General features: G+C 40.7%; 16 protein-coding genes. 5 read left to right on the top strand and 11 right to left on the bottom strand.

The window, feature by feature from the left end:
• Window positions 1–433: 433 nt before the first annotated feature.
• Window positions 434–1,540 carry a cell wall metabolism sensor histidine kinase WalK gene (locus H6G69_RS26975; RefSeq protein WP_190692193.1) on the bottom strand — a complete coding sequence of 369 codons (1,107 nt, stop codon included), beginning with the start codon at window positions 1,538–1,540 and terminating at the stop codon, window positions 434–436.
• Window positions 1,541–1,679: 139 nt separating this feature from the next.
• Here H6G69_RS26975 and ggt point away from each other — a divergent pair, with 139 nt between their 5' ends.
• The gene (gene ggt / locus H6G69_RS26970) at window positions 1,680–3,479 is read left to right on the top strand and encodes a gamma-glutamyltransferase (RefSeq protein ID WP_190692192.1); all 1,800 of its coding nucleotides are present in this window, start codon (window positions 1,680–1,682) and stop codon (window positions 3,477–3,479) included.
• Between the two features lie 70 nt (window positions 3,480–3,549).
• On the opposite strand, the gene H6G69_RS26965 is transcribed toward ggt, so the two are convergent.
• Entirely contained in the window at window positions 3,550–3,816 is a 267-nt protein-coding gene (locus tag H6G69_RS26965) for a hypothetical protein (RefSeq protein ID WP_190692191.1), read from the bottom strand.
• 586 nt (window positions 3,817–4,402) lie between these two features.
• Window positions 4,403–4,972 (bottom strand): DUF1802 family protein, encoded by a 570-nt coding sequence (locus H6G69_RS26960; RefSeq protein WP_190692190.1) that lies wholly within the window; start codon window positions 4,970–4,972, stop codon window positions 4,403–4,405.
• A 79-nt stretch (window positions 4,973–5,051) separates the two neighbouring features.
• Between H6G69_RS26960 and H6G69_RS26955 the strand changes: the two genes are divergently transcribed.
• Entirely contained in the window at window positions 5,052–6,011 is a 960-nt protein-coding gene (locus H6G69_RS26955) for an aldo/keto reductase (RefSeq protein WP_190692189.1), read from the top strand.
• A 633-nt stretch (window positions 6,012–6,644) separates the two neighbouring features.
• Entirely contained in the window at window positions 6,645–7,370 is a 726-nt protein-coding gene (locus H6G69_RS26950) for a hypothetical protein (protein WP_190692188.1), read from the top strand.
• A 286-nt stretch (window positions 7,371–7,656) separates the two neighbouring features.
• Here H6G69_RS26950 and H6G69_RS26945 read toward each other — a convergent pair whose 3' ends face one another.
• Window positions 7,657–8,592, bottom strand: a complete 936-nt coding sequence (locus tag H6G69_RS26945; RefSeq protein WP_190692187.1) for an alpha/beta fold hydrolase — start codon at window positions 8,590–8,592, stop codon at window positions 7,657–7,659.
• Window positions 8,593–8,764: 172 nt separating this feature from the next.
• On the opposite strand from H6G69_RS26945, the gene H6G69_RS26940 reads away from it, so the two are divergent.
• Together H6G69_RS26940 and H6G69_RS26935 are read left to right on the top strand one after the other, a co-directional pair.
• Window positions 8,765–9,391 carry a Uma2 family endonuclease gene (locus H6G69_RS26940; protein WP_190692186.1) on the top strand — a complete coding sequence of 209 codons (627 nt, stop codon included), beginning with the start codon at window positions 8,765–8,767 and terminating at the stop codon, window positions 9,389–9,391.
• Window positions 9,392–9,460: 69 nt separating this feature from the next.
• A complete protein-coding gene (locus H6G69_RS26935; protein WP_190692185.1) occupies window positions 9,461–10,336 on the top strand; it encodes a shikimate dehydrogenase in 876 nt (291 codons plus the stop codon).
• Here the strand turns inward: H6G69_RS26935 and H6G69_RS26930 are convergent.
• From H6G69_RS26930 to H6G69_RS26900, 7 genes are all read right to left on the bottom strand, one after another.
• Window positions 10,333–12,000, bottom strand: coding sequence for a response regulator (locus H6G69_RS26930; RefSeq protein WP_190692184.1), 1,668 nt, complete (start codon window positions 11,998–12,000; stop codon window positions 10,333–10,335). The genes H6G69_RS26935 and H6G69_RS26930 overlap by 4 nt on opposite strands.
• Before the next feature lie 2 nt (window positions 12,001–12,002).
• Window positions 12,003–16,637 carry a PAS domain-containing protein gene (locus tag H6G69_RS26925; protein WP_190692183.1) on the bottom strand — a complete coding sequence of 1,545 codons (4,635 nt, stop codon included), beginning with the start codon at window positions 16,635–16,637 and terminating at the stop codon, window positions 12,003–12,005.
• Window positions 16,638–16,972: 335 nt separating this feature from the next.
• A complete protein-coding gene (locus H6G69_RS26920; protein WP_190692182.1) occupies window positions 16,973–17,770 on the bottom strand; it encodes a hypothetical protein in 798 nt (265 codons plus the stop codon).
• A 242-nt stretch (window positions 17,771–18,012) separates the two neighbouring features.
• Window positions 18,013–18,375, bottom strand: coding sequence for a four-helix bundle copper-binding protein (locus H6G69_RS26915; RefSeq protein ID WP_190692181.1), 363 nt, complete (start codon window positions 18,373–18,375; stop codon window positions 18,013–18,015).
• Between the two features lie 422 nt (window positions 18,376–18,797).
• Entirely contained in the window at window positions 18,798–19,829 is a 1,032-nt protein-coding gene (locus tag H6G69_RS26910) for a D-alanine--D-alanine ligase (protein ID WP_190692180.1), read from the bottom strand.
• A 29-nt stretch (window positions 19,830–19,858) separates the two neighbouring features.
• Window positions 19,859–21,253: an ATP-grasp domain-containing protein gene (locus H6G69_RS26905; protein ID WP_190692179.1), complete on the bottom strand. Its 1,395-nt coding sequence runs from the start codon at window positions 21,251–21,253 to the stop codon at window positions 19,859–19,861.
• A gap of 189 nt (window positions 21,254–21,442) precedes the next feature.
• The gene (locus H6G69_RS26900) at window positions 21,443–22,276 is read right to left on the bottom strand and encodes an O-methyltransferase (RefSeq protein ID WP_190692178.1); all 834 of its coding nucleotides are present in this window, start codon (window positions 22,274–22,276) and stop codon (window positions 21,443–21,445) included.
• Window position 22,277: the final 1 nt, after the last annotated feature.

Here is a 22,277-nt window from a genome sequence, read left to right as displayed (position 1 = left end):
ATTAAAAGGCTTGGATATGGCTTTCGTAACTTTAGTAATTTCAGATTACGCAGTTTATTAAACTGGCACTTTACTATTAACTCTCCATAAAATTAACCGAAGAACCAAATAAATTCAGTAAACTGATTCATACTCTACTGATGACATTAGTGGTTACTTGGAAGTATTTTACTAAGTAGCTGAGTTAGTCTTGGGAATGATTAGGAAACAAATAGGCGATCGCCGCCCAACCTGATACAGTCAGTAAGCTGACTAAAAACGAAGCCAAAATAAAAGTAGTCATATCAAAAATTAATTAAACACCCCATATTGAATATCTTTAAGCTATCAATTGAGTATGACTTTGATGCGACTAGCTTGTGACAAATCCTTGTAACTTGGTGTGAGTTCGACAAATTTAAACCTACATTCCGCCCCTGGCCCCCTTTGTAGATTAAGCTAAAGGCAAACAAAAGCTAAATTGACTGCCAACACCCAATTCGCTTTCTACATTAATCTGACCACCTTGTAATTCCACCAAACGCTGAGAAATAGTTAAACCAATACCTGTTCCTCCCGAGTGGCGATCGCGTGATTGATCGGCTCGCCAAAAACGCTCAAATACTTGTGGTAAACTTTCAGCAGCAATGCCAATTCCTGTATCGATTACAGAAATCCAGAGGTTCGATGCTTCTGTCCAAGCTTGCACAGTAATTGTCCCTTTGGGGGTGTAACGGATAGCATTGCCTACCAAATTAACTAAAACTTGTTCAGTGCGGTCAATATCTGCCAACACCATAGGTAGTGGTGATGGACATTCCAAGCACAGTACAGGCCCATCTTCTAAAAGTTGTTCGCTAAATCTTTCGACTAAAGACTCTAATAAAGGACGCAAATTTACAGGTTGCACATTAATTGGTAAATAACCCGCTTCCGCCTTAGAAAGTTCTTGCAAATCATTCACTAATCTTTCTAAGCGTCTTGTTTCTTTTGCCAAACGCCGATAAATTTCTGGCGAAGGTTCTATAACACCATCTGCTAACTCTTCTAAATAACCGCGCACAACTGTTAGAGGTGTTCTTAATTCGTGAGTCATATCACCAATTAATTCTCGTCGCCGCGCTTCCACACCTTCTAAACTAGCAGCCATACGATTAAAACTAGTACCCAAACTGTTCAGTTCGGGAATTTCTGAAATAGGCAACCGCGCTGTTAACTCACCCGCCGCAAATTTTTGCGTAATTTGTTCCATCTGCGTCAACCGCAGCATAATTCGTTTCGATACCCAGTAACTTAAACCGCCCGCCGCCGTTGTACCCACCAAAACAGACCAAATTGTACTGCTGCGCCAAGCTGTTTCAAATCCTTGCACTAAGTCAGCACGAATATTGATTAATTCCAGCCTTTCACTTTCTAGCCGTTCTAAGTGCAACACAAAAAAACGAGGAGAAGACACCTTACTAATAATGACAAGACTAATTACTCCCACCATCATCACTACCAAATGGGAGAAAAACAGACGTGATGCCAAAGGTAGAGACTTCGCCCAACGCCAATTCATGTGAAAAAGTAAGTTCTAACTATGTCAATAATGCTGTATCTACATTAAACTCTCTCTTTTCTACTTTAATCTAATATACAATCGCAAATCTCAATATCAAACGATAGGCTAAGACATAGCAATATACAACAGTGTCAAAATGCAAATCTTTGCTAAACCCAAACAGGTTGTATTTACAGTCTTTTCCCTTAGTGTTCTGTGTTACAGCCAAGTTGTGTCAGCCACTACCACTTTACCCCTACGTAGCAAAAAGGGGATGGTTGTATCTGCACATCCCCTGGCGAGTGAGGCGGGACTTTTGATGTTACGCAAAGGAGGGAATGCTGTTGATGCAGCCGTCGCCACAACTTTTGCGATATCTGTAGTTGAACCTTTTTCGGCGGGAATTGGTGGTGGGGGATTTTTGCTGCTGCATTCTGAGAAAACAGGCCAGATGAAAGCGTTGGATTTTCGAGAACGCGCACCTATCAAAGCGACAAGAAATATGTATTTAGATGCAGATGGCAAGGTGCGTCCGAATGCCAGTGTGAATGGTTATTTGGCGGTGGCGACACCAGGAACGGTGGCGGGGATGTATGAGGTGCATCGCCGTTATGGTAAGTTGCCGTGGAAAGAAGTTATAAAACCTGCGATCGCTCTAGCGAAAAATGGCTTTATCTTAAGTAAAAAGCTAACTTGGCGATCAATTCCAGTTTACGAAAACCGCAAGCCCGCCATTCTTTATAATTCCGCCGCTAGAGCCATATTTACGCGAAATGGCGAATTTTATCAGCCTGGAGAAAGATTAGTGCAACGTGATTTAGCACGCACTTTAGAAACCATTGCCGACAATCCCCAAAGTTTTTATACTGGTAAAATTGCCCGGGCGATCGCTTCAGATATGGCAAAAAATGGTGGTTTAATTACTTTAGACAACCTCAAGGCATACAAACCCATCTGGCGAACTCCGCTTTGCGGTAGTTTTCGTCAAGCTAAAGTTTGTTCTATGCCACCACCTTCATCAGGCGGCGTTCATCTATTGCAGATTTTAAACATTATCGGTGACAGTGATTTAAAAGCTTGGGGATGGCATCATCCCAACAGTTTACATTTAATGGCGGAAGCGATGAAGATAGCCTACGCCGATCGCTCACAATATTTAGGTGATCCTGATTTTGTCAACGTTCCTGTACAAGCTCTCATTAGTCCAGCTTATGCCCAACAGCGTCGTCAACAAATCAATATGGATGTGGCGAAACCTGCATCCCAAATCACACCAGTAGCACCAGAAATTCTTCAACGTTTTGGCCCCGTTAGCAATCAAATTGTCCCTCTACCCAACAAATCATTAAGATTGCTAGCCACGCGCTACGAATCTACAGAAACCAGCCATCTTTGCGTTGTGGATGAACAACGCAACGCTGTCAGCCTGACTTTTACAATAAATCTTGGTTTTGGTGCGGGTGTAGTCAGCCCAGGAACAGGAATATTACTCAATAACGAGATGGATGATTTTGCAATTGCGCCAGGAGTACCTAACGCCTTTGGTTTAATTGGCAACTCAGCAAATGCGATCGCACCCCGAAAAACACCACTGTCGAGTATGACTCCGACAATAGTCACAGAAAATAATCACCTCCGAATGGCAGTGGGGGCCCCTGGTGGCAGCACAATTATCACTCAGGTATTGCAAGTGATTCTCAATGTGCTGGAATACAATATGGACGTTGGTGCAGCTGTCTCCGTACCACGCATACATCACCAATGGCTTCCTGATGAGTTGCGCGTCGAACCTTGGGGTTTGGATGCTTTAACTCTGCAAGACTTACGCCGCCGTGGACACAACATCAAGGAAGCAAAAACTCCTTGGGGTAATGTTAACGCGATCGCGATTCAAGCAGATGGCAGCCTAGAAGCAGCCGCCGATCCTCGCGGTGAAGGTTCGCCTAGAGGCTGGTAGACAGTCATTACAGAATAACGCAACACTGCCGTTGTTCGAGATAGTTAAAATTCTGAAATACTAACTGCAACTATTGATTTTGCACCATTGATTCTGAGTACTCTACTTGAGTGCTAAATTCATTTGCTCTCGCACTGGGTACTAATGTCCAACCTGCCTTCAGCAGTTTTTGATAAGTTGCCCAACCTTTAGAGCCACCGGGAATTTGATAATCTGGCACTGCAAATTGCGGATAAGCTGTGTAGGGCCGCCAACCTTTATGGGACTCAACCTGCAAATACAAAATCTTCTCACCGTCACCACTAGACTTAGATAACCAGCACATTTGTCGATTCATGACAAACTCCTTAGTGTTTAGCTAAAATTGCATAATCGCAGACTTTTGTCAAGCACTGCATCACCCTTGTGGGATAATTTTTAATTTCCCTAGTATGTGTCCATCTACCTACAAATCGGTTTAGTAAAATTACGTAAGCCAAAAGATAGATTTTTAGGAATCACATTAAGAATGCAGTATGACAAAATCACTCCATCCCCAAATTTTGAAATCTGCTTAAAGCATCATTTTTTGGAGATTTTGTACTGAAAAGCTGAGAATGACTCAATATTTTTCACTCCGTGACTGGTAATGTTCAAAAATCGCTAACAGGCGCAACAAAATAACGCCTCTCAGCAATATGTCGCTGGTTATGAGAGCAAGATTTTTCCCATGTTATCTGCGGTTTTAGCAAGTGTATGTAACAAGAGTTACTATTTTGGTGAATGGCTAGATAATTAAAGATTTGTTTTGCTGGTTACACTAGTAAGATATATTTATCAGTGCTGAGTTGAAAGTGCTGAGTGCTGAGTCTTGAAATTAGGGGTGATAGGTTACAGGTTACTGTGCCGCAGGCGCTATCTTGACTCAGCACTGAATAAAATCACTAAATAATCGTGCGAATTTCGCTAACTATTGCCGAGTATTCAGCATCAGACAAAACGGGTGTTGCATCTGCAATGTTAATTGGTTGCGCTAAATCAATCCAGGACTTGCAACCACCGTATTGTGGCAGATAGGGAATTTCTGGCACTGCGGGTAGTTTATAAGTGCGTAATAACAAAACATACAAAGGCTGACGCGGTTTCCATTTTAAGCGATCGCTAATAAAATACTCATTCCAGATATGAAACGGGAGTAAAGCGTTAACAGTGGACTCCTCACTAATCGGCAAAATATCTGTAATTTCTGCCCAACTGCCAATGCGAACTTTTTCTGGATGCCAACCAGGTGTGACTGGGCAGACGAGATTTGCATATTCTGATTTTAGCAGGAACGGCTGTTGATGTTCATAAGTTGGGTAAAGTAAAACCTGCTCATGGGCAACATGGAAGCGGCCATTTTGCTCATGAATACCGCCTTTACGCAGCAACATGATGGTTTTGCCACTTTCTAAAGCATTTATCGCCACAGACCATTCTTTAAGGGCAGATATCGTAGTTAAATCCATCAGCATCTACTTTAACTCTGATTTAATTTCAAGCGAAGACCATTAGAGTATGAAACTATCCAGGGAAATTAATTAAGGAAGCATCATGGAAAAACGGAAACTAGGTAAATCGGAAGTAGAAATCACACCCATCATTATTGGAACTTGGCAAGCTGGCAAAAGGATGTGGGTGGGAATTGAAGATGCAGACTCAATTAAAGCCATTCGCGCCGCTTACGAAGCTGGAATTACCACTATAGACACAGCCGAAGCTTATGGTGAAGGTCACTCTGAGCGCGTCATCGCTGAAGCTTTATCAGATGTGCGCGACCAAGTACAGTATGCCACAAAAGTTTTTGCTAACCATCTTAAATATAATCAAGTGCTTGAGGCTTGCGATCGCTCTCTAAAAAACCTCAAAACCGATTATATCGACCTTTATCAAATTCATTGGCCCTCCGGCTCGTTTAATAGTGAAATCGTTCCCATTGAAGAAACGATGAAGGCTTTAAATGAGCTAAAACAGCAAGGAAAAATTCGAGCAATTGGGGTTTCTAACTTTTCTGGCGCACAATTGGCCGAAGCATCACAATATGGACAAATTGATAGCTTGCAACCCCCATATTCATTATTTTGGCGGGTGGTTGAAAAAGATGCTTTGCCCTATTGTATCGAAAATCAAATTTCTATCTTGGCTTATTCACCGCTAGCCCAAGGATTGTTAACTGGTAAATTTCAGCGTGGACAGAAATTTGCCCCAGAAGACAATAGATCCGCTAACAAATTATTTCAAGGCGAAAACTTTGAACGCGCTCAACAAGCTTTAGATAAACTCCGCCCCATAGCCGAACGCCATAATTGTACCTTGGCACAGTTAGCATTAGCTTGGTTAATTGCCCAACCCCAAGCCAATGCAATAGCAGGTGCGCGTTATGCCGAACAAGCACAAGACAACGCCAAAGCCGCCGATGTCAAACTCTCCGCCGAGGAAATTGCCGAAATTGATTCTATTGGGCGAATTGTCACAGATCATTTAGATGACAACCCAGTTATGTGGAGTTGGTAAATATTGTAGAGACGTAGCATGGCTACGTCTCTACAATATTTTTTTGACAATGCAAATAACTAATGACAAAAATTGCAGAAGGAAACAAAATGTCAACTTTAGTAAAGTAATACTTGATCCTGACTAAACGAGTGCTAAATTAAATCACAAGACATCAGACAAGTTACAACCAAATCAAAAGGGCAAATGACTTGATGTCTCCTGTCAAAAGCCCAAGCAAATATTCAGCAAACCTTAATGAAAAAGTGGCAAAAGCCGACCAGATGAAGAGGCAAAGCCAGATCCCAACGCGGAAAAACAAAGATTGCTGAGTTTGCTAGTTACGAAGTCCACCTTAGTTATTTATTCTCTCGATTAGTTAGTTAAGTTAAAAATTTGAAACCTGTGAATTCCCAAAAACCTGGTTCCCCCGAACCAGGTTTTACAGTGTTTGCTAATTTAGCAGTCTGTGGAAAATTGACAAACAAGTTTACTCATCCCAATTAGCAGTTGATAAGTTAAACAAGATTCCCAAGTAAGCAGACACAAATAAACTTCGTCTTAATTAAAATTATTTATGTCCCTGTAATTATACGGGCAATTTTGCAGCAGCGAATAAAATAGGAAAACTATAGCTCCTACTGCAAAATTGTCATGAAAAATTATAGATTTATGCGAACAATCACAACAGCGATTATTGTCGCATTGCTGAGTTTATCTTGTGATAATAACGTTCGGAAAACAGAAGAATCTAGAGCAAAAGCATCTGCACAATCAAATTCTCAAGCAAATATTATTTATGGTGACTTAATTATTAAAACAGAATCAGATTATTTGATGATTCCTGTAAATGTTATTGATAAAAATCGAGCGGAAGAAGGTGGATTGAATTTAGGATCGCGTTCCTCTTATGAGAAAGACAATGGTAGGTTAAATAACATAATCTTTTATCGTAAACAAGATGGCGAAAATCATCTTTTGCTGAATAAAAAAGCAATTATTAATACCTACGAGTTTTTAGAATCAAAGACAGCAGATAAACCACCTCTCAGGTATTGGATATATAGAATTATTGACCAAGATACAAATCAAGATAACAAACTAAACTCAGAAGATGCCATTGTTGGCTATATTTCTGATTTATCCGGTAAGAATTTTCAACCAATTACACCCAATAAAACACAAATGTTGAATTGGGTAGTTATTCCTAGTCAAAATGCCATTTTCATTAAAATACTCAAAGATTCTAATAATGATAATAAATTTACTGCTGAAGACCAAACAAATTTTGTAAGAGTTAGTCTTGACAAACCAAATGTCGGCAATGAAATTATTAGTGAGCCATTAGAAAAACAAATTAAATCCTACGTAGAACAATAGAATTATTCACAAATAATAAGATTCCCGACTTTTAAAAAAAGTCGGGAATCTAAATCATACTAACTTTTAAATCAAATACTAATCTCTAGGCCAATACAGTTCAGTTAAGCAGAAAAGTAGGTTGGGTGTAGCGATAGCGTAACCCAACAAAGTATGCTCGGATGTTGAGTTTCTTTCCTCAAACGCCAGTTGCTTCATGTCGGGGAACCCGCCCAACGCACTGGCTCCCCAACCTACGCCAGAATTGGTTTTTAGTCTTAACCCAAGCGTATTGATCTCTAGACTCTCACTTCATAGATAAAACCCAATCACGCAACAGTTTATTTATCTGTTCTGGAATTTCATCGTGGGGACAATGACCGGCTTGGAGGAAATATTCGGTAAGCTGAGGGTAATATTGACGAAACTTTTGCGAACGTTCTTTAGCATTCATCCAAGGATCGCCCTCACCCCATAACAGTAATAAGGGACAAGTTAATTGCTTTAAAAGTACATCAACTTTCTCTCCTTGAGGAGTACTAAAAACGGAAACAAAGACATCAAATGCTCCTTCATCGTAAGCAGGGCGCGCAATTTCATCTATTAATTGGTCTGTGATTGCTGTTTTGTCTAAATAAACTTTTTCTAAGGTTTGGCGAATTACCCAGCGCTGACGCACATATTGAAATAATAAAAGTTGGGATAATGGTTGTTGAAAAATCCATTTCACACTATCACCCAAGAGTTTTTGGATGGGTGAAGGTTGTTTGGGCGGTTGAATTTGTGATTGTAATGCTTCTGGTTCTGATGTGGGTGGGTTGTCGTTAAAGGGGCCAGCACTATTAAGTAAAACTACGCCAGCTGCACTATCAGGATATTTAGCTGCAACACTCAAGCTAGCATAACCACCAAGAGAGTTCCCAGCTAAGACAGCTTTTTGACCAATCACTTCACTGATAAAATCATGGAGTTGATCGCACCATAAATCACCACTGTATTGCAATTTAGGCTTTTGCGATCGCCCGAATCCCAACAAGTCGATCGCATAAACTTCAAAATCTTGATACAATCCACTGATATTCTTCCGCCAGTGGTCTGTCGAAGCACCAAACCCATGCACCAACAATAAAGGAGGACGTTGCGATTGTCTTTCTCCCGCGCGCACATAGTAAACTTTATGCCCTCGCCATTGCCAGTATTGCCCAGGAATTGAATTTGTAGAGGGGGCTGTACTTACCTGCATGATTCAAAGAAATGTTAAGTAACTTTAATAATTGTAGAGCAGGGAAAGTATGAAGTATGAAGTATGAAGTATGAAGTATGAAGTATGAAGTATGAAGTATGAAATTCGATCTTTTAGCCTTCTGCCTTTTGACTAATGACAAATGATCATTGACTGTTTGAGGGATAAAGCCATGACTCAAGCTTTAAGGAAAGTCACAACATTTCAAGAATTTGTCGATTGGAAACCTGAGAATGGACGTTACGAACTACATGATGGAGTAATTATTGAAATGCCACAGCCATTGGGAGGACATGAAGAAGTTACAGGATTTTTAACTTTAGAATTTTCTGTTGAAATTAGACAATTAAAACTTCCTTTCTTTATTCCTAAACAAGCATTAGTTAAACCATCGGAAAATGAATCTGGTTATTTACCAGATGTGCTGATATTAAATCAAAACAACTTAATCAATGAACCATTATGGCAAAAGTCATCAACAGTAATTCAAGCTGCATCAATTCCATTAGTTATTGAAGTCGTTAGTACTAACTGGCGCGATGATTATTTTACAAAATTAGGCCAATACGAAGAAATTGGTATTCCTGAATATTGGATTGTAGATTATCTTGCCCTCGGTGGTCGTAAGTTTATTGGTAATCCTAAACAACCAACTATCTCTGTACACGCCTTAGTTGAGGGAGAATATCAAGTTAGTCAGTTTAAAAGTAATGAACGTATTATTTCGCCAACTTTTCCCGAATTAAACTTAACGGCTGAACAAGTTTTTCAATCTAGTAACCAAGACAGGGGAAAATAGATATTAAGTAAAAAGTAAAAATTTTTACTTTTGCTTTTCCTTTGTGAATTTTTAATTGACCATTGACTAATGACAAAAATCACAGGCACAACTAAACTTTTAGGCGTAATTGGGCATCCGGTGGAACATTCGCTGTCGCCGATTATGCACAATGCGGCGATCGCTCAATTAGGATTAGATTACGCTTATCTTCCTTTTCCTATCGCACCAGAAAATTTGCAAGTGGCACTTGCAGGTTTTGTCGCCCTTGGGGTAACAGGCTTTAGTGTGACTATCCCCCACAAACAAGCTATCATCCCCCTACTGTCAGAAATTACACCGCTAGCTGAAGCTATAGGTGCAGTTAATACTGTCACGCGCCAAAATCACCAATGGGTAGGGACAAACACGGATATTGTCGGATTTATTTCACCGTTGCAAACTACCTATCACCAAGATTGGGGTCAAAAAGTAGCAGTAATTTTAGGTAATGGCGGTGCGGCGAGGGCTGTAGTTGCAGGTTGTCATCAACTAGGTTTTGCCGAAATTCATGTTGTGGGACGCAACCAACAACGATTAACCCAGTTTCGTGATAGTTGGGAACATTCGCCACTCGCCGATAATTTACAAGTCCACACATGGGACAAGTTAGCAAAACTCATTCCTCAAGCGAATTTACTGGTGAATACAACTCCAATTGGGATGTATCCCAAAGTGGATGATTCGCCGTTGAGTGCAGCAGAAATGGCAGGTTTACCAAAAGGTGCGATCGCTTACGATTTAATTTATATTCCTCAACCTACCCAATTTCTCAAACAAGCCATAACACAAGGCGCAATTGCTATTGATGGGCTAGAAATGCTTGTCCAGCAAGGTGCAGCGGCCTTAAAAATTTGGTTACAACAGGAAAATGTGCCTGTAGATGTGATGCGCCAAGCACTGCGGCATCATTTAGGGTTAAATTAATTGTCTGGTAATTTTAATGGTAGCTCGACTGTAAAACTTGTCCAGCCTTGAGTGCTATTTACAGCGATCGTTCCGCGTAAGTATTCTACTAACTTTTTTACTAAAGCCAAACCTAATCCTGTACCACTATCTTGAACAAATTTCGGCGGTGGAATTTGTTGATTGGCATCAAAAATTGAGGATTTATCTTGATTTTTAGGTAGAGGTATGCGGTAAAAAGGTTCAAATATCCTTTGTTGTTCTTTAGTAGGAATTTCAATCCCAAAATTCTTAACTGTAATTTTGATATGTGGAATTTCCGCTCCAGGTGTTTCACTTTCCGTAGTAGGAACATTAGGTAAGGAAGTAAGCTCAACTTGCATTGTAATTTTTTCCCCAGCAGGAGTGTATTTACAAGCATTGTTCAGTAATTCTGAGACAATCCTGGTTAACATCGCTAAATCTGTCACTAAATTTGGTAACTCTGGGGACATCTCAACTGTTAAAGTTTGCTGTTGAGTTTGCAAAGTTGTTTGAAAATTTTCTGTAATATGTAGTAGCCAATCTTGAAGATGAATAGAAGTTAATTCTAAAGGATAGATATCTGCATCGATGAAGCGCATATTTAATAAATCGTCGATTAAATTTAGCTCGCGTTCGCATTCGTAACGCAAGATACTGATATATTGGGCTACAGATTGCACCTCTAGGGGTTTACCTGATTTAATAATGCGCCGCCGATCCAAAATACTTTCGAGCATGGTGATTGCCATTTTAATATTGGACAAGGGTGTTCGCATTTCGTGGGAAGTTGCTGCTAAAAAATCTTCTTTTAATTGGTTGAGCCGTTGCAGTTCTACCATTTGAATTTCTAGTTGGCGGTTGCGTTCGGAGGCGAGATTGCGTTCTTCGGTTAATCTGCGTTGGGTATCATCTCGAAATACCATAACTGCGCCTGTAATTTTACCGTTGTTGTCGCGTAGTGGCGCAGCACTGTCCGCTACGGGAATAGTTGCACCATCTTTAGTTCGCAGTAAGGTGCGATCGCCTAAATATACAGTTGTTTGCTGATTCAATGCTGAAACAATCGGATGAATCACGCGCAGTTGGGTTTTTTCGTCAATCAGGGGCAAGATTTGACCTAAATCTAGATTTCTGGCTTCATCTAATTGCCAACCTGTGAGTTTTTCGGCAATCACATTCAAATACTTAATCCGTAACTGTAAATCAACTACAATTACCCCATCACCCATCCCTTTGAGGACTGTACTCAAAAATTGCTCGCGCTCGTAGCGATTGAGAGCCGTTTGAATTGCTACATAAAGTTCTTGCTCTCGGACTGGTTTGAGAATATAGCCAAAGGGAAATGTTAACGTGGCACGCTCTACAGTACTTTTATCAGAGTGTCCTGTGACATAAATTACCGGGATTTGTAATTGATGCCAAATTTTTTCTGCGGCCTCAATTCCATCTATTTCGCCCCGTAATCTGATATCCATCAAAATTAAGTTTGGATATAGTTCATGAGCTTTAGCAATTGCCGCTTCTCCGGAATCTGCAATATCAACAACGATGTATCCCAAGGATTCTAGAGACTCTTGTAAGTTAATAGCAAGAATATACTCGTCTTCTACAATTAAGACTTGAATATTGTTTTTATTGGTGTTAGAAGAGATGTTATTCATATTCAAGCTCTACTTTTAGTAAATTTGATTTTAAATTCTGTGCCCTGTTGTGCATGGATTTCCATTGTGCCTTTTAACTGCTTGACCAATCCCTGCACAAGCGTTATGCCGAGTGTAGTTACTTTTTTACTTTCAAAGTCAGCCGGTAAACCAATGCCATTGTCTCGGATTGTCAATATGAAATCGTGCTGGTTTTCTTGGGTTAAGCCTACCTGGATTTCCCCAGTTCGGTTATCGGGAAAAGCGTATTTTAAAGCATTAGAAACGATTTCATTGATGATCAACCCACAAGGAATGGCAGTTTCAATATCCAAGCTCGCATCAACTTGGATATTTAGTTTAATATAATTAGAACTCACATTATAAGAGTCAAATAAATGCGTGGTTAAGTCGGGGATATATTGAGCAAAATCAATGTTGGCTAAATCGGCTGAACGATAGAGTTTTTCATGCACCAAGGCAATAGAAGCAATGCGGTTTTGGCTGTCACGCAAAATGGCGATCGCTTGCGAGTCTTGGATGCGGCGACACTGCATTTGTAGTAAGCTGCTGACAATACCCAAATTATTTTTGACTCGATGGTGAATTTCTTTGAGTAAAACCTCTTTTTCGCGCAGAGATGTTTTTACTTGTTCTTCGGCTAGTTTGTGTTCGGTGATGTCTTGCTGCACTGCGACTAAAACTGTGCCGTATTCTGGATGGTCAAAAACCGAGGCATTTGCTTGACTCCAAAAAGCTGTACCATCTTTTTTGACATTGTGAACTTCGTAGTTGGCTGTACCATTTTCCAAAACAGCCGTGATAATTTTTTGGCTGAGAGCTTCCGGATTGGTACTTTCATCGCCATAGTTAATAATTGAGACATGACGACCAATTAATTCCCCAGCCTCGTAGCCAAACATCTGCTCAAATTTGGGATTGGTATATACCAAGATGCCATCTTTAGCTCGCACCAAGCACAGACCCTCAGCCATGTTGCGGGTAATTACTGCTTGCATTTCCAACATTTTTTGGGTGCGTTTTTGTTCGGTAATATTCAGGCTACTGGCGACAATGCGGTAAATGCGCCCATTTTCGTCTTTGAGGGGAGTAAGACTGGTAATCCACCAAGTTTCTTGGCCTTTAAAAGGGATAGATTCTTCGTAAGTAATGGTGGTTTGCGCGTTGACACAATCTTGATAATGCTTTCTCACAGCAGTAGCAATAGCACTCGGAAATACTGCTTCGGGGGTTTTACCTTGGACTTCATCTGAGTAAAAGCCTGTTAGTTGTTCGTGAGCGTAGTTTAAACCCACAAAGCGAAAATCATGATCTACAAAATCGACTACAAAAATTGAATGAGCTACGCCATCGTAAATGCTGCGTAAAAAATTTTCTTTTTCTAGCAGTGCTTGTTCGGCGCGCTTGCGATCGCTAATATCACTCACCCTGACTAAATTCACCACTTTGTCGGCAATTTTAAGTTGCTTGACGGCAATATTTCCCCAAAATAAATTACCGCGTTTGGTGACATATTCAATTTCCTGACTCCAGAAGCCATGCTGGCTAACTTCTGCGACCATAGCCGATATCTCTATGGCAGAAAACTGTTGTGTTTGCAGACTGTGACCATCAATGCCAATTAATTCAGTTTTACTAGCAGCTTCAAACAGTTCTACGGCTCGTTGATTACAGTCTATGGTGAGTAAAGTTTCTGTATCTACTAAAAATAGCGCGTCAGCCGATTCATCAAAGATGGCTTCCCGCAAGTCTCGACTCAAAATAATTTCTAGTTCAATTTGTTTACGTTCTGTAATATCAAGAATTGCCCCAAATAATTTGATGGTTCTGCCTTGGGAGTTATAAGCCACCTCGGCTTTCGATTCAACATAGCGCACTAAACCATTCGGCCGAATAATGCGATATTCCACATTAAAAGGAGTTCCTTCAATCACCGCCCACAAAAACAGAGATTGTAAAGTTTGGCGATCCTCTGGATGCACCATTTGAAAAAATTCCGCTTGGGTTGGTGCTGGCTGCATCGGACTTAAGCCAAAAATGCGAAAAGTTTCTGTTGACCAAGTTTGCTGTGCATCGCCTAAATTCCATTCCCAACTACCAACATGGGCAATTTTTTGAGCAGTTGCCAATTGTGCTTCACTGCGACGCAATTTTTCTTCAGTTTTGAGGCGATCGCGCAAAGCTGCTTGTCTTTCGCTGATGTCTCGACCTTCGGGAATCAACAACACAACTTTGCCATTCTCGTCATGCAGTGGACGCAAGGAAAAATCAATAGTTGCGACTCGATTATTTGCACCGAGAATATCAACTTCATAGCGGACAAAATTTCCTTGGGCGGCGCGTGCAATTGCTTGTTGAAGTTCGGCTTGAGTTTGCGGGGAAATTTGCCACCAGTGTGTTTCCCAAAATGGTTTATTCATCACATCTGCTGGTGTGAGTCCTGCAAAAATCAAGGCAGTTTCATTTGCTTCTAACAAAATGCCTTCCACACTCAGCAGTCCGGTAAACTGAAATGTGTTGTTGAAAATGGCGCGAAACTTACGCTCGCTTTCTACTAAAGCTTCTTCTGCTGTTTTGCGATCTGTGATATCTTGGGCTGTACCGTAGAGACGAATTACTTGACCATCAACACCAAATTCTGCCTTGCCAATGCCCTCAACATACATGATCGAGCCGTCAGCGCGAAGAGAACGCAGAACTAGTTTGTACGGTTCGCCAGTTGAGATGGCACAGGCCACAGCTTGTGCTAATTTGTCACGATCTTCAGGGTGATATAACTCTAAATTTTCTGCATAAGTTGGCTCTGGTTGACAAAAATCTCGGTTAAACGATTCAAACAACCCTTTTGACCAAGTAATTTTCCCCGTAGCCAGGTTGTAATCCCAATTACCTAAGCGAGCTATTTGTTGTGATTCTTCTAATCTAGCTTCACTTTGGCGGAGAGTTTCTTCAGTGAGTTTGAGGTCTGTCACATCTACAACTAACCCATCCCAAATCACACGACCATCTTCTAATGCCCGGGGTGAAGAACGAAAATGTAGCCATTTGATTTTGCCACTAGGCGTGCAGATTCGCAGTTGATAATCAAATACCGAAAAATTTTGCCTGGATTGCTCGACGGCGATTTGAAAGTTCGGGACATCCTCTCCGAGAAATTGGCGATATAACAAACTAGAATCTTGGAGGGCCGCTTCTGCACTCACTTCCATCAAGTTTTCGATCCCAGCACTGAGATAATAAAAGCGATCGCTGCCATCTAATTCGCGGCTGACCTTATAAATTGCGCCATTGGGCAAATTATCTCCAATTCGCCGCAACATCGCTTCTCGTTCTTGCAATGTAGTTTCTATCTGTTTACGTTCAGTAATATCACCTAGGGAGCCGATGAGGCGGATGGCTTTACCTTCCTGATTCCAGATAGCTTTTGCGCGTGAACGAAACCAACCATAGCTGCCATCTTGACGACGCAGCCGATACTCCACATGATAATCGGGTGTTTGTCGTAACAGATAAGCTCTTTGTTGAGATAATACTCTTTCTAAGTCATCAGGATGAATGCGGATACTCCACTCGTCGTCTTGTTCACTCAGTTCATGGCGTGCATATCCCAACATCTCATACCAGCGCTCAGACCGGAAGGTTTGATTAGTCAAGATATCCCAATCCCAAATGGCTTCATCTGTACCCGCAATTGCTAATTGCCAACGTTCTTCGTTACGGCGCAAAGTTTCTTCTACTTGTTGGCGATCGCTGAATGCGGCTTGCTTTTCGGTAATATCAATGCTAGTACCCGTTACAATCCAGCATTTAGCCTGGCAATCTTGGCGGGAAGTGTAAGTAGCGCAAATCCATCGCCAGGAATTGTCTTTGTGAGCAAATCGATACTCGATTTTAGTTGTACGTCCAGCAAAAATATGATCAAATAATGGTAATATTACAGTCTCCAAATCTTGGGGATGTATCCGCGACATCCATAAATTAGTATCGGCCAGAATTTCTGCCCTAGTGTAACCAAAAATAGCTTCACAACCTACAGATTGATAGATATACTCCGCATAGCGATTGGGAAATAGGCGAAAACTGACAATAGATGTGGCGATCGCACTGTTAAGAATATCATTTAATCGAGCTTCCCTTTCTAATAATAATTCCGTCATTTCTCGACACAGAGCTATTTCCAGTTCTAGTTCTGTGGTTTTAGCATCAATTGTGGACTGAAGATGATTAATCACAGTGGAGCATTGAATGGCCATAAGTCTACTCAAGTCAGTGGGCGTGATCACATCTATGACTTGTTCTTGGCTATTAATTACAGGTAAGTGACGAATACAATTTTGCTGAAATAGTTGCTCAATGATCGCCACATTTTCTGTATCTGCTTGGCTAACGGTAACTACAGGCTCAGACATGAGTTGAGCAATCGTCATATCCACAAAACAGATGTTATTAGCTAGCGATCGCACTACATCTCGTTCTGTAAAAATACCTATTAATTTTTCTTGCTCTAGAACCACAGCACAACTGGTTTGTGCTTGATTCATCTGCTGGATTACCTCAATTACAGATGTGCTATGAGCAACTGTTAGCAATGATTTTTGATAATTTTCATCCAAATGACACAGTTTAGCAATATCCATCTCAGTAGTGTTTTCTGCAACAGAAAACAAAATTAGGGAAACTCAAGCGTTTATGCAACTCATGTTACCTTGAGAGATTCAGTACTTGGATCGTAAATGACGAAAATTTAAATTAATGGGGGATGCTGGATAGTCATATCGCTGTGACAAAACTTGTTATTAAGACCGTATAGACAGTTAGGAAGAAAGTTTTGCGGATGGAGAAATTTTCCAATTCACTATTGATTAACCGTATACGATATTCAGAATCAATTTGCTTAGAAATTTTTTATAAAAATTATAGAAAATTTTTAAGTACACGCTTAGTTTGCTTGACGCGTTTATTGTTGCGCTGGCTACTCGATTTCTTCACAACGAATGAGCAGTGTTTCCATCGCTTCAGCTAGCGAAATTAAATCTTGCCAAGAAGAACCAGTCACTAAATTTTGAGCATGAGCTAATCTGTTGCGCAATTGTTCAGCAGATTTCAGAAATTTTTCACCAGATCGTTTTGATTTTAATTCGAGTTGCTCTAGCAGTGCTGGTTGATGTAAAACTAATTCTCGTTTGTCACAAAATTGCAAATAATCTAATAAATCTGTGGCTTCATTTCTTTCTTGGCTTTCACGCCACAAACGTTTAGCAATTTCCAGACGTTCCGCTTTGAGAAATTTTTGCCAAGAATCTTGCGGATAATATAATCTTACTAGCCGCAGCAGATTCATTTCTAATAATGTTACTAAACCAAACAATAGCATTCTCACTGGTGCTTTTTGCAAGTCGCCACAAGTGACAATTCCACTAACTTGATTGCAGTCTAAAACAAATAATCGCGGAGTTTGGCGCAAAATGGGCAGTAGTTTCATGAGTGGTGTAGAAATGGCGATGAGTTCTTGGGAATGAAACAATTTTTGATAATCACCGCACTGACCAGATTTAGCTGAGATTAAATTAGAGCGTTCAATATAACCAGTAATAGTCTCTGCCGACTCGATACCCACCACATCAAAATCTTGCTTTCGCATCCATTCAAACACCTCTAATACATCTGCTTGCGATGACACCGATTTTAGTGGTTCTGCCACATACTCAATTGTGATGTTATTTTCAAATAAACTCCGCAAATCTTGCGATCGCGATTTTAAGTGTTTCATCTGTCTTGTAATTCGGAGATAGGGAGTCGGGAATGAATTATGTCTGAAGTTGAGAGTTTTGAATTATACGTTATTAACAGATAAAATTTCTGTCTGAAATAGTTATTCTCTATTCTTTTCCTTACTCCCTATTCCCCAAACCCTATTCCCCAAACTATTTACACAACTTCAAGCGCCCAGACTGTATACAGCCTGGGCGCTTGAATCATAGGTTGCAGATTAACTTCTGCGAAGTAATTAAATTAAGCAGGCATCATTTCCATTGCACGGCAGGCTTCTGCACACTGACGACAAGCAGCAGCGCATTCCATCATTTTGGCATCGTCGCTCATTTGTTCGCAATTCATTGCACAGCGATCGCACATTTCTGCACACAGCATACAAGTGCGTCCCATAAATTCCGAACCACCCATCATCATGTTCATACACATCATGCACATTTCCGAGCAATCACGCATCATGCTCATCATGCTCATATCCATGTGCATACTGCCTTTGCTCATGCAGTAAGCCATAGTTTCCATGCACATTTTATGACATTCCATGCAAGCGTTCATGCAAGTTTGCATTTCCATTGTCATGGATTCAGCCATCATCATCATCATAAGAAAACCTCCTGATTTTTTGATGCTTTGAATGTGTCCTTTTGGGGACTACTTAAAACATTAATCTGATATTTTTAAGTGGTCAATATGCCTTTTTAGCGAGATTTAGTAAATCAATTATCTTGATAAGATTACCGGATTTTATGCGGTAATTACCCATGATTTAGTGATATTTTTCTCCAACATCTTACTGCTTAAGCTTTTTAATCTCTATTAAGTAACTGTAGATTATCAACCTCGTCAATTTGAACTATCAAAATCAGCATTTACCACCACCTACAGATGACAAATCATGTAATAATTCTTTAACAAATGGAAAATTAAAATAATAATATTAATTTCTGTTAATTTAGCTGTCAAAAAGGGAGTAAGGGAAAGATTCTCTCCCTGACTCCCTATCCTCTAGGACTACGCCAGATTTTTTAGGTGCAATTCCCTAAGGTTTCATTGATTGCTGTTGTCAATAACTCATCTAGAGAAATGCCGGCGGCTTTTGCCATACAGGGAATCACGCTTTTAGAGGCAAAAGAACAATATAAACCTGCTTCTAAAAACCAAGGTTCTCCCATAGAGTCGATGCGGAAATCAAATAAACTGTAGTGGCGACAACCTAAAGCTTGATGGCATTTCTTTGCCACTTGTTGAACTTTTGCCGTGATTGGGTCGTTAGTATCGACAATCCAAGCGGCGAAATTGTCTTTAGCAGTCAAATACAAGTTACCATCCTCAGTTTTGCTGAGTTTGTCACTATAGTTACGGATGGGTTTTTGCTCGGGGTCTACAAGATACTCTTCTAAAGGTAAACCGACTAGTTCCCCGTTGTTAACGATGACACCACATCTAACTTCGCGGCCGAGTTCAATGAATTTTTCGACAATGACTTCATCTGCGTATTCAAAGGCTGTTTTTAAAGCTGTGTCATATTCACCCACATCTTTGACTAAAGTGAGTCCCATAGAGTTATCGGAAGTTGCAGGTTTAACAACTGCTGGCGGTGAAATTGTGGGTTTTTCTCCTCGACGGAGGAGTTGACCAGGCGGGACTTTCACCCCAGCAGCAGCGACAATAGATTTGGCTTTAGCTTTGTGAGCGGCTATCGCCATTACATCTGGTGTATTCCCAATGTAGGGAATTTTCAGCAGGTCGAATAAACCACGGTAGTGAGTCATCCCAGAAATACAAAACATTTGCGGTAACACCAAGTCAATGTTTTGTGTAGTTATAAACTCGATTGCCGCAAACAAACTCATTGGCTGGGCGACAGCAATATCTTCTGGACTGAGGGAGGTAGGAAATCGCCACAGGCCATCGGGTGTGATGTATGCAATCTGAAATTCGTAGCGCTCGCGCTCTGCTGTTGCTGTTAAACAATCTTGAGCATAAAGGCGTGACAAATCACAGTAAAAATCATTTTCGGCAGAGCCAACTAAATGCAAAATTTTCAATAATGACATTTTTACCCAATTATTGTATTTGTAAGTCCCTAATCACCATCTAATTCGACCAATTTGCCAATGTTGAAGTCGATTTTTACCCAACCTTTAAGTTTTTGTAAATTCTGCAATAACAGTAAGGGAATTTGCCAATGATGCAAAGTCAAAAAAGGTAGAGGATCATCAAAGCAATAAATCGCATCAGTCCCCCGCACTATAGTTTTAATTGCTGTTGGCAATTGTTTCGCCGAACGGATACCAGTTAAGCGCCAGATTTCGTGATATATCCAGTAAGTTGGTTTGCTATTGGCTAAAGGTTCTAAAGGTGCAGGTAGGGGAGTTTTTTCCAGATAAGCCTCTGCTACACCAGGATGATTGTAAAACATGGTGATTGCTGAATGGGTACGGGGATTGCATTCAATAGCGTAAACTGTACCGTCTTCGGCTTGGATAAAGTCAAGAGAAACTTGTCCTGTGAGGCGCAAACTTTTAACAAAGTGTTGTACCCATGTACGAATTTGGGTATTTTCGACGTTTTCATAGTTGATTTGAAACGCCGAAGATTGACAACAGCAATGCAATCTTAATTCTCCATCCCGGACTGTACTATGGGTACAAAACTCCGCACCGGGGATAAACTCTTGCATAATCCAAGGGTTTTGCGGACTGATGGGTAAACTGTTAACAAAGGCGGCGGTTTCTTCTAGAGTATCGCCGGGAAGTTTGGTTAAATTTAAGCGCCGCACCGAATCGTAAGCAATACTTTTTAAAATATATTTGCGCTTTTCTTGACTAAAATCAAAATTGATCACTTGTTGTGGGTCTGTGATTTTAAACGATTTGGGAACAGACAAACCAAGCGATCGCGCTTGATCAGTAAAGGCAAATTTATCATCCAGCATTTTGGTGATATCTGCATCAAAGTGAAAAACTTCGCAGTATTTTGATAGTGCTGGCTTGGCTAAAGAGTCGTAGTAACTAGCAACAGGACTGCACACAGGCACATAAACGTCAACTTGTTCTTGTTTGACGATTTCTATTAATGCTTGAATATAACCTTCTGGATCTTTGTGCGGAGCCGGGACTGTATAAAAACGGCTCACAGCTTGAGAAAATCTATGTCCCGATAACCAATATTTGTGACTTTCAATCAGAATAACTCTGTGTCCAGCAGCATGAAAAGACCGAGCCAGTTGCAAGGCTTTGGTCATCTTGGCTCCACTTACCAAGATAGTTTGAGGATGGGCCGCTACAACATTTTTGGTAAATAGGCGGCGCACTCTACTCAATAACAAAGTTATCAATACTATCAAAGCATTAAACGGCAAAGCAATGAGTAATAATGTCAATGTACCGATAGTCTTAAATAATGCGACTACTTTTAACCTCCCACTTGTTAAAGGTGTTGTCGCTTCTGGTACAGATACAGAGATTGATTGTGTCATCAGTCTTGTTATGTGTTTTTGGAAAGGACTTATATCATGTCCGGCAAAAGACTTATCTTGAAGCTGAAATTTGTCAGAATTCAATTTTTTGAGAATGCACTCAGCAGGGTTTTTTTCCCCACTGAATGAATACCACCAAATCTTAGATTTGGTGGGGTATTTCAGCCGTTATTCATCTGCAAATTTTGGTTATGCTAATCGTCTAATTAAAGTCACACCATCGCGGATTGGTAATATAACTTGTTCAACGCGAGGATCGGCGGCGACAACAGAGTTAAAATGAGCGATCGCCTCACCATTTGTGGTACGTTGTTGTGGTGACAGGTAAACTTGTCCTTGCAACAAAGTATTGTCCACACAGATTAATCCGTCGGTAGTGAGTAAGCCACTATCCAAAATAATTTGGAAGTAATCTACATACTCTTTTTTATCGGCATCAATGAAGATTAAATCAAAAGATTCTTTGGCTGCTGCTAGCTTATAGAGTGTCTCTAAAGCAGGCGCTACTTCGATGATGATTTTGTGACCGTCAGGGGAGGAGTTGAAGCAAGCTTGAGCAAATTGCGCCACATAAGAATCGACCTCACAAGCGATGAGTTGTCCATCATTGGGTAATGCTTCTGCCATTGCCAAAGCTGAATAGCCTGTAAACATGCCTATTTCTAGAATGCGCTTGGCCTTGGTTAGATGCACAAACATCTTTAATGTCTGTCCTTCTAGATGTCCAGACAGCATTTCCTGTTCTAGTTGGCGCACTGTTTCCCCATCACTAAAGCGTTGACTCCAGTCTTCTTGGCTGGTTTTTTGCGCTAAAGCTTTTAATGCGTTTGATTCTGGGGTGGTGTATTGATCTAGATAAGGATCTAAACCTGCGGCTAATTCCACCGCTTGCGTCAGAGAGTCTAGTATTTCGACGGGAATGTTTTTGGCTTGTGCTAATTTTAGAGTCTGCTGTAGCTGGTCTACTAAGATGCTGTGCGGGGTGATGGGTCTAGCTGGGGGGAGTTCTACAACATTTGTCATA

Source organism: Nostoc sp. FACHB-110, assembly GCF_014697425.1.
In the GTDB taxonomy this organism is placed as follows: domain Bacteria; phylum Cyanobacteriota; class Cyanobacteriia; order Cyanobacteriales; family Nostocaceae; genus Nostoc_B.
Note: the sequence above shows the minus strand (reverse complement) of the source record. Positions and strands in the feature narration are given on the sequence as shown.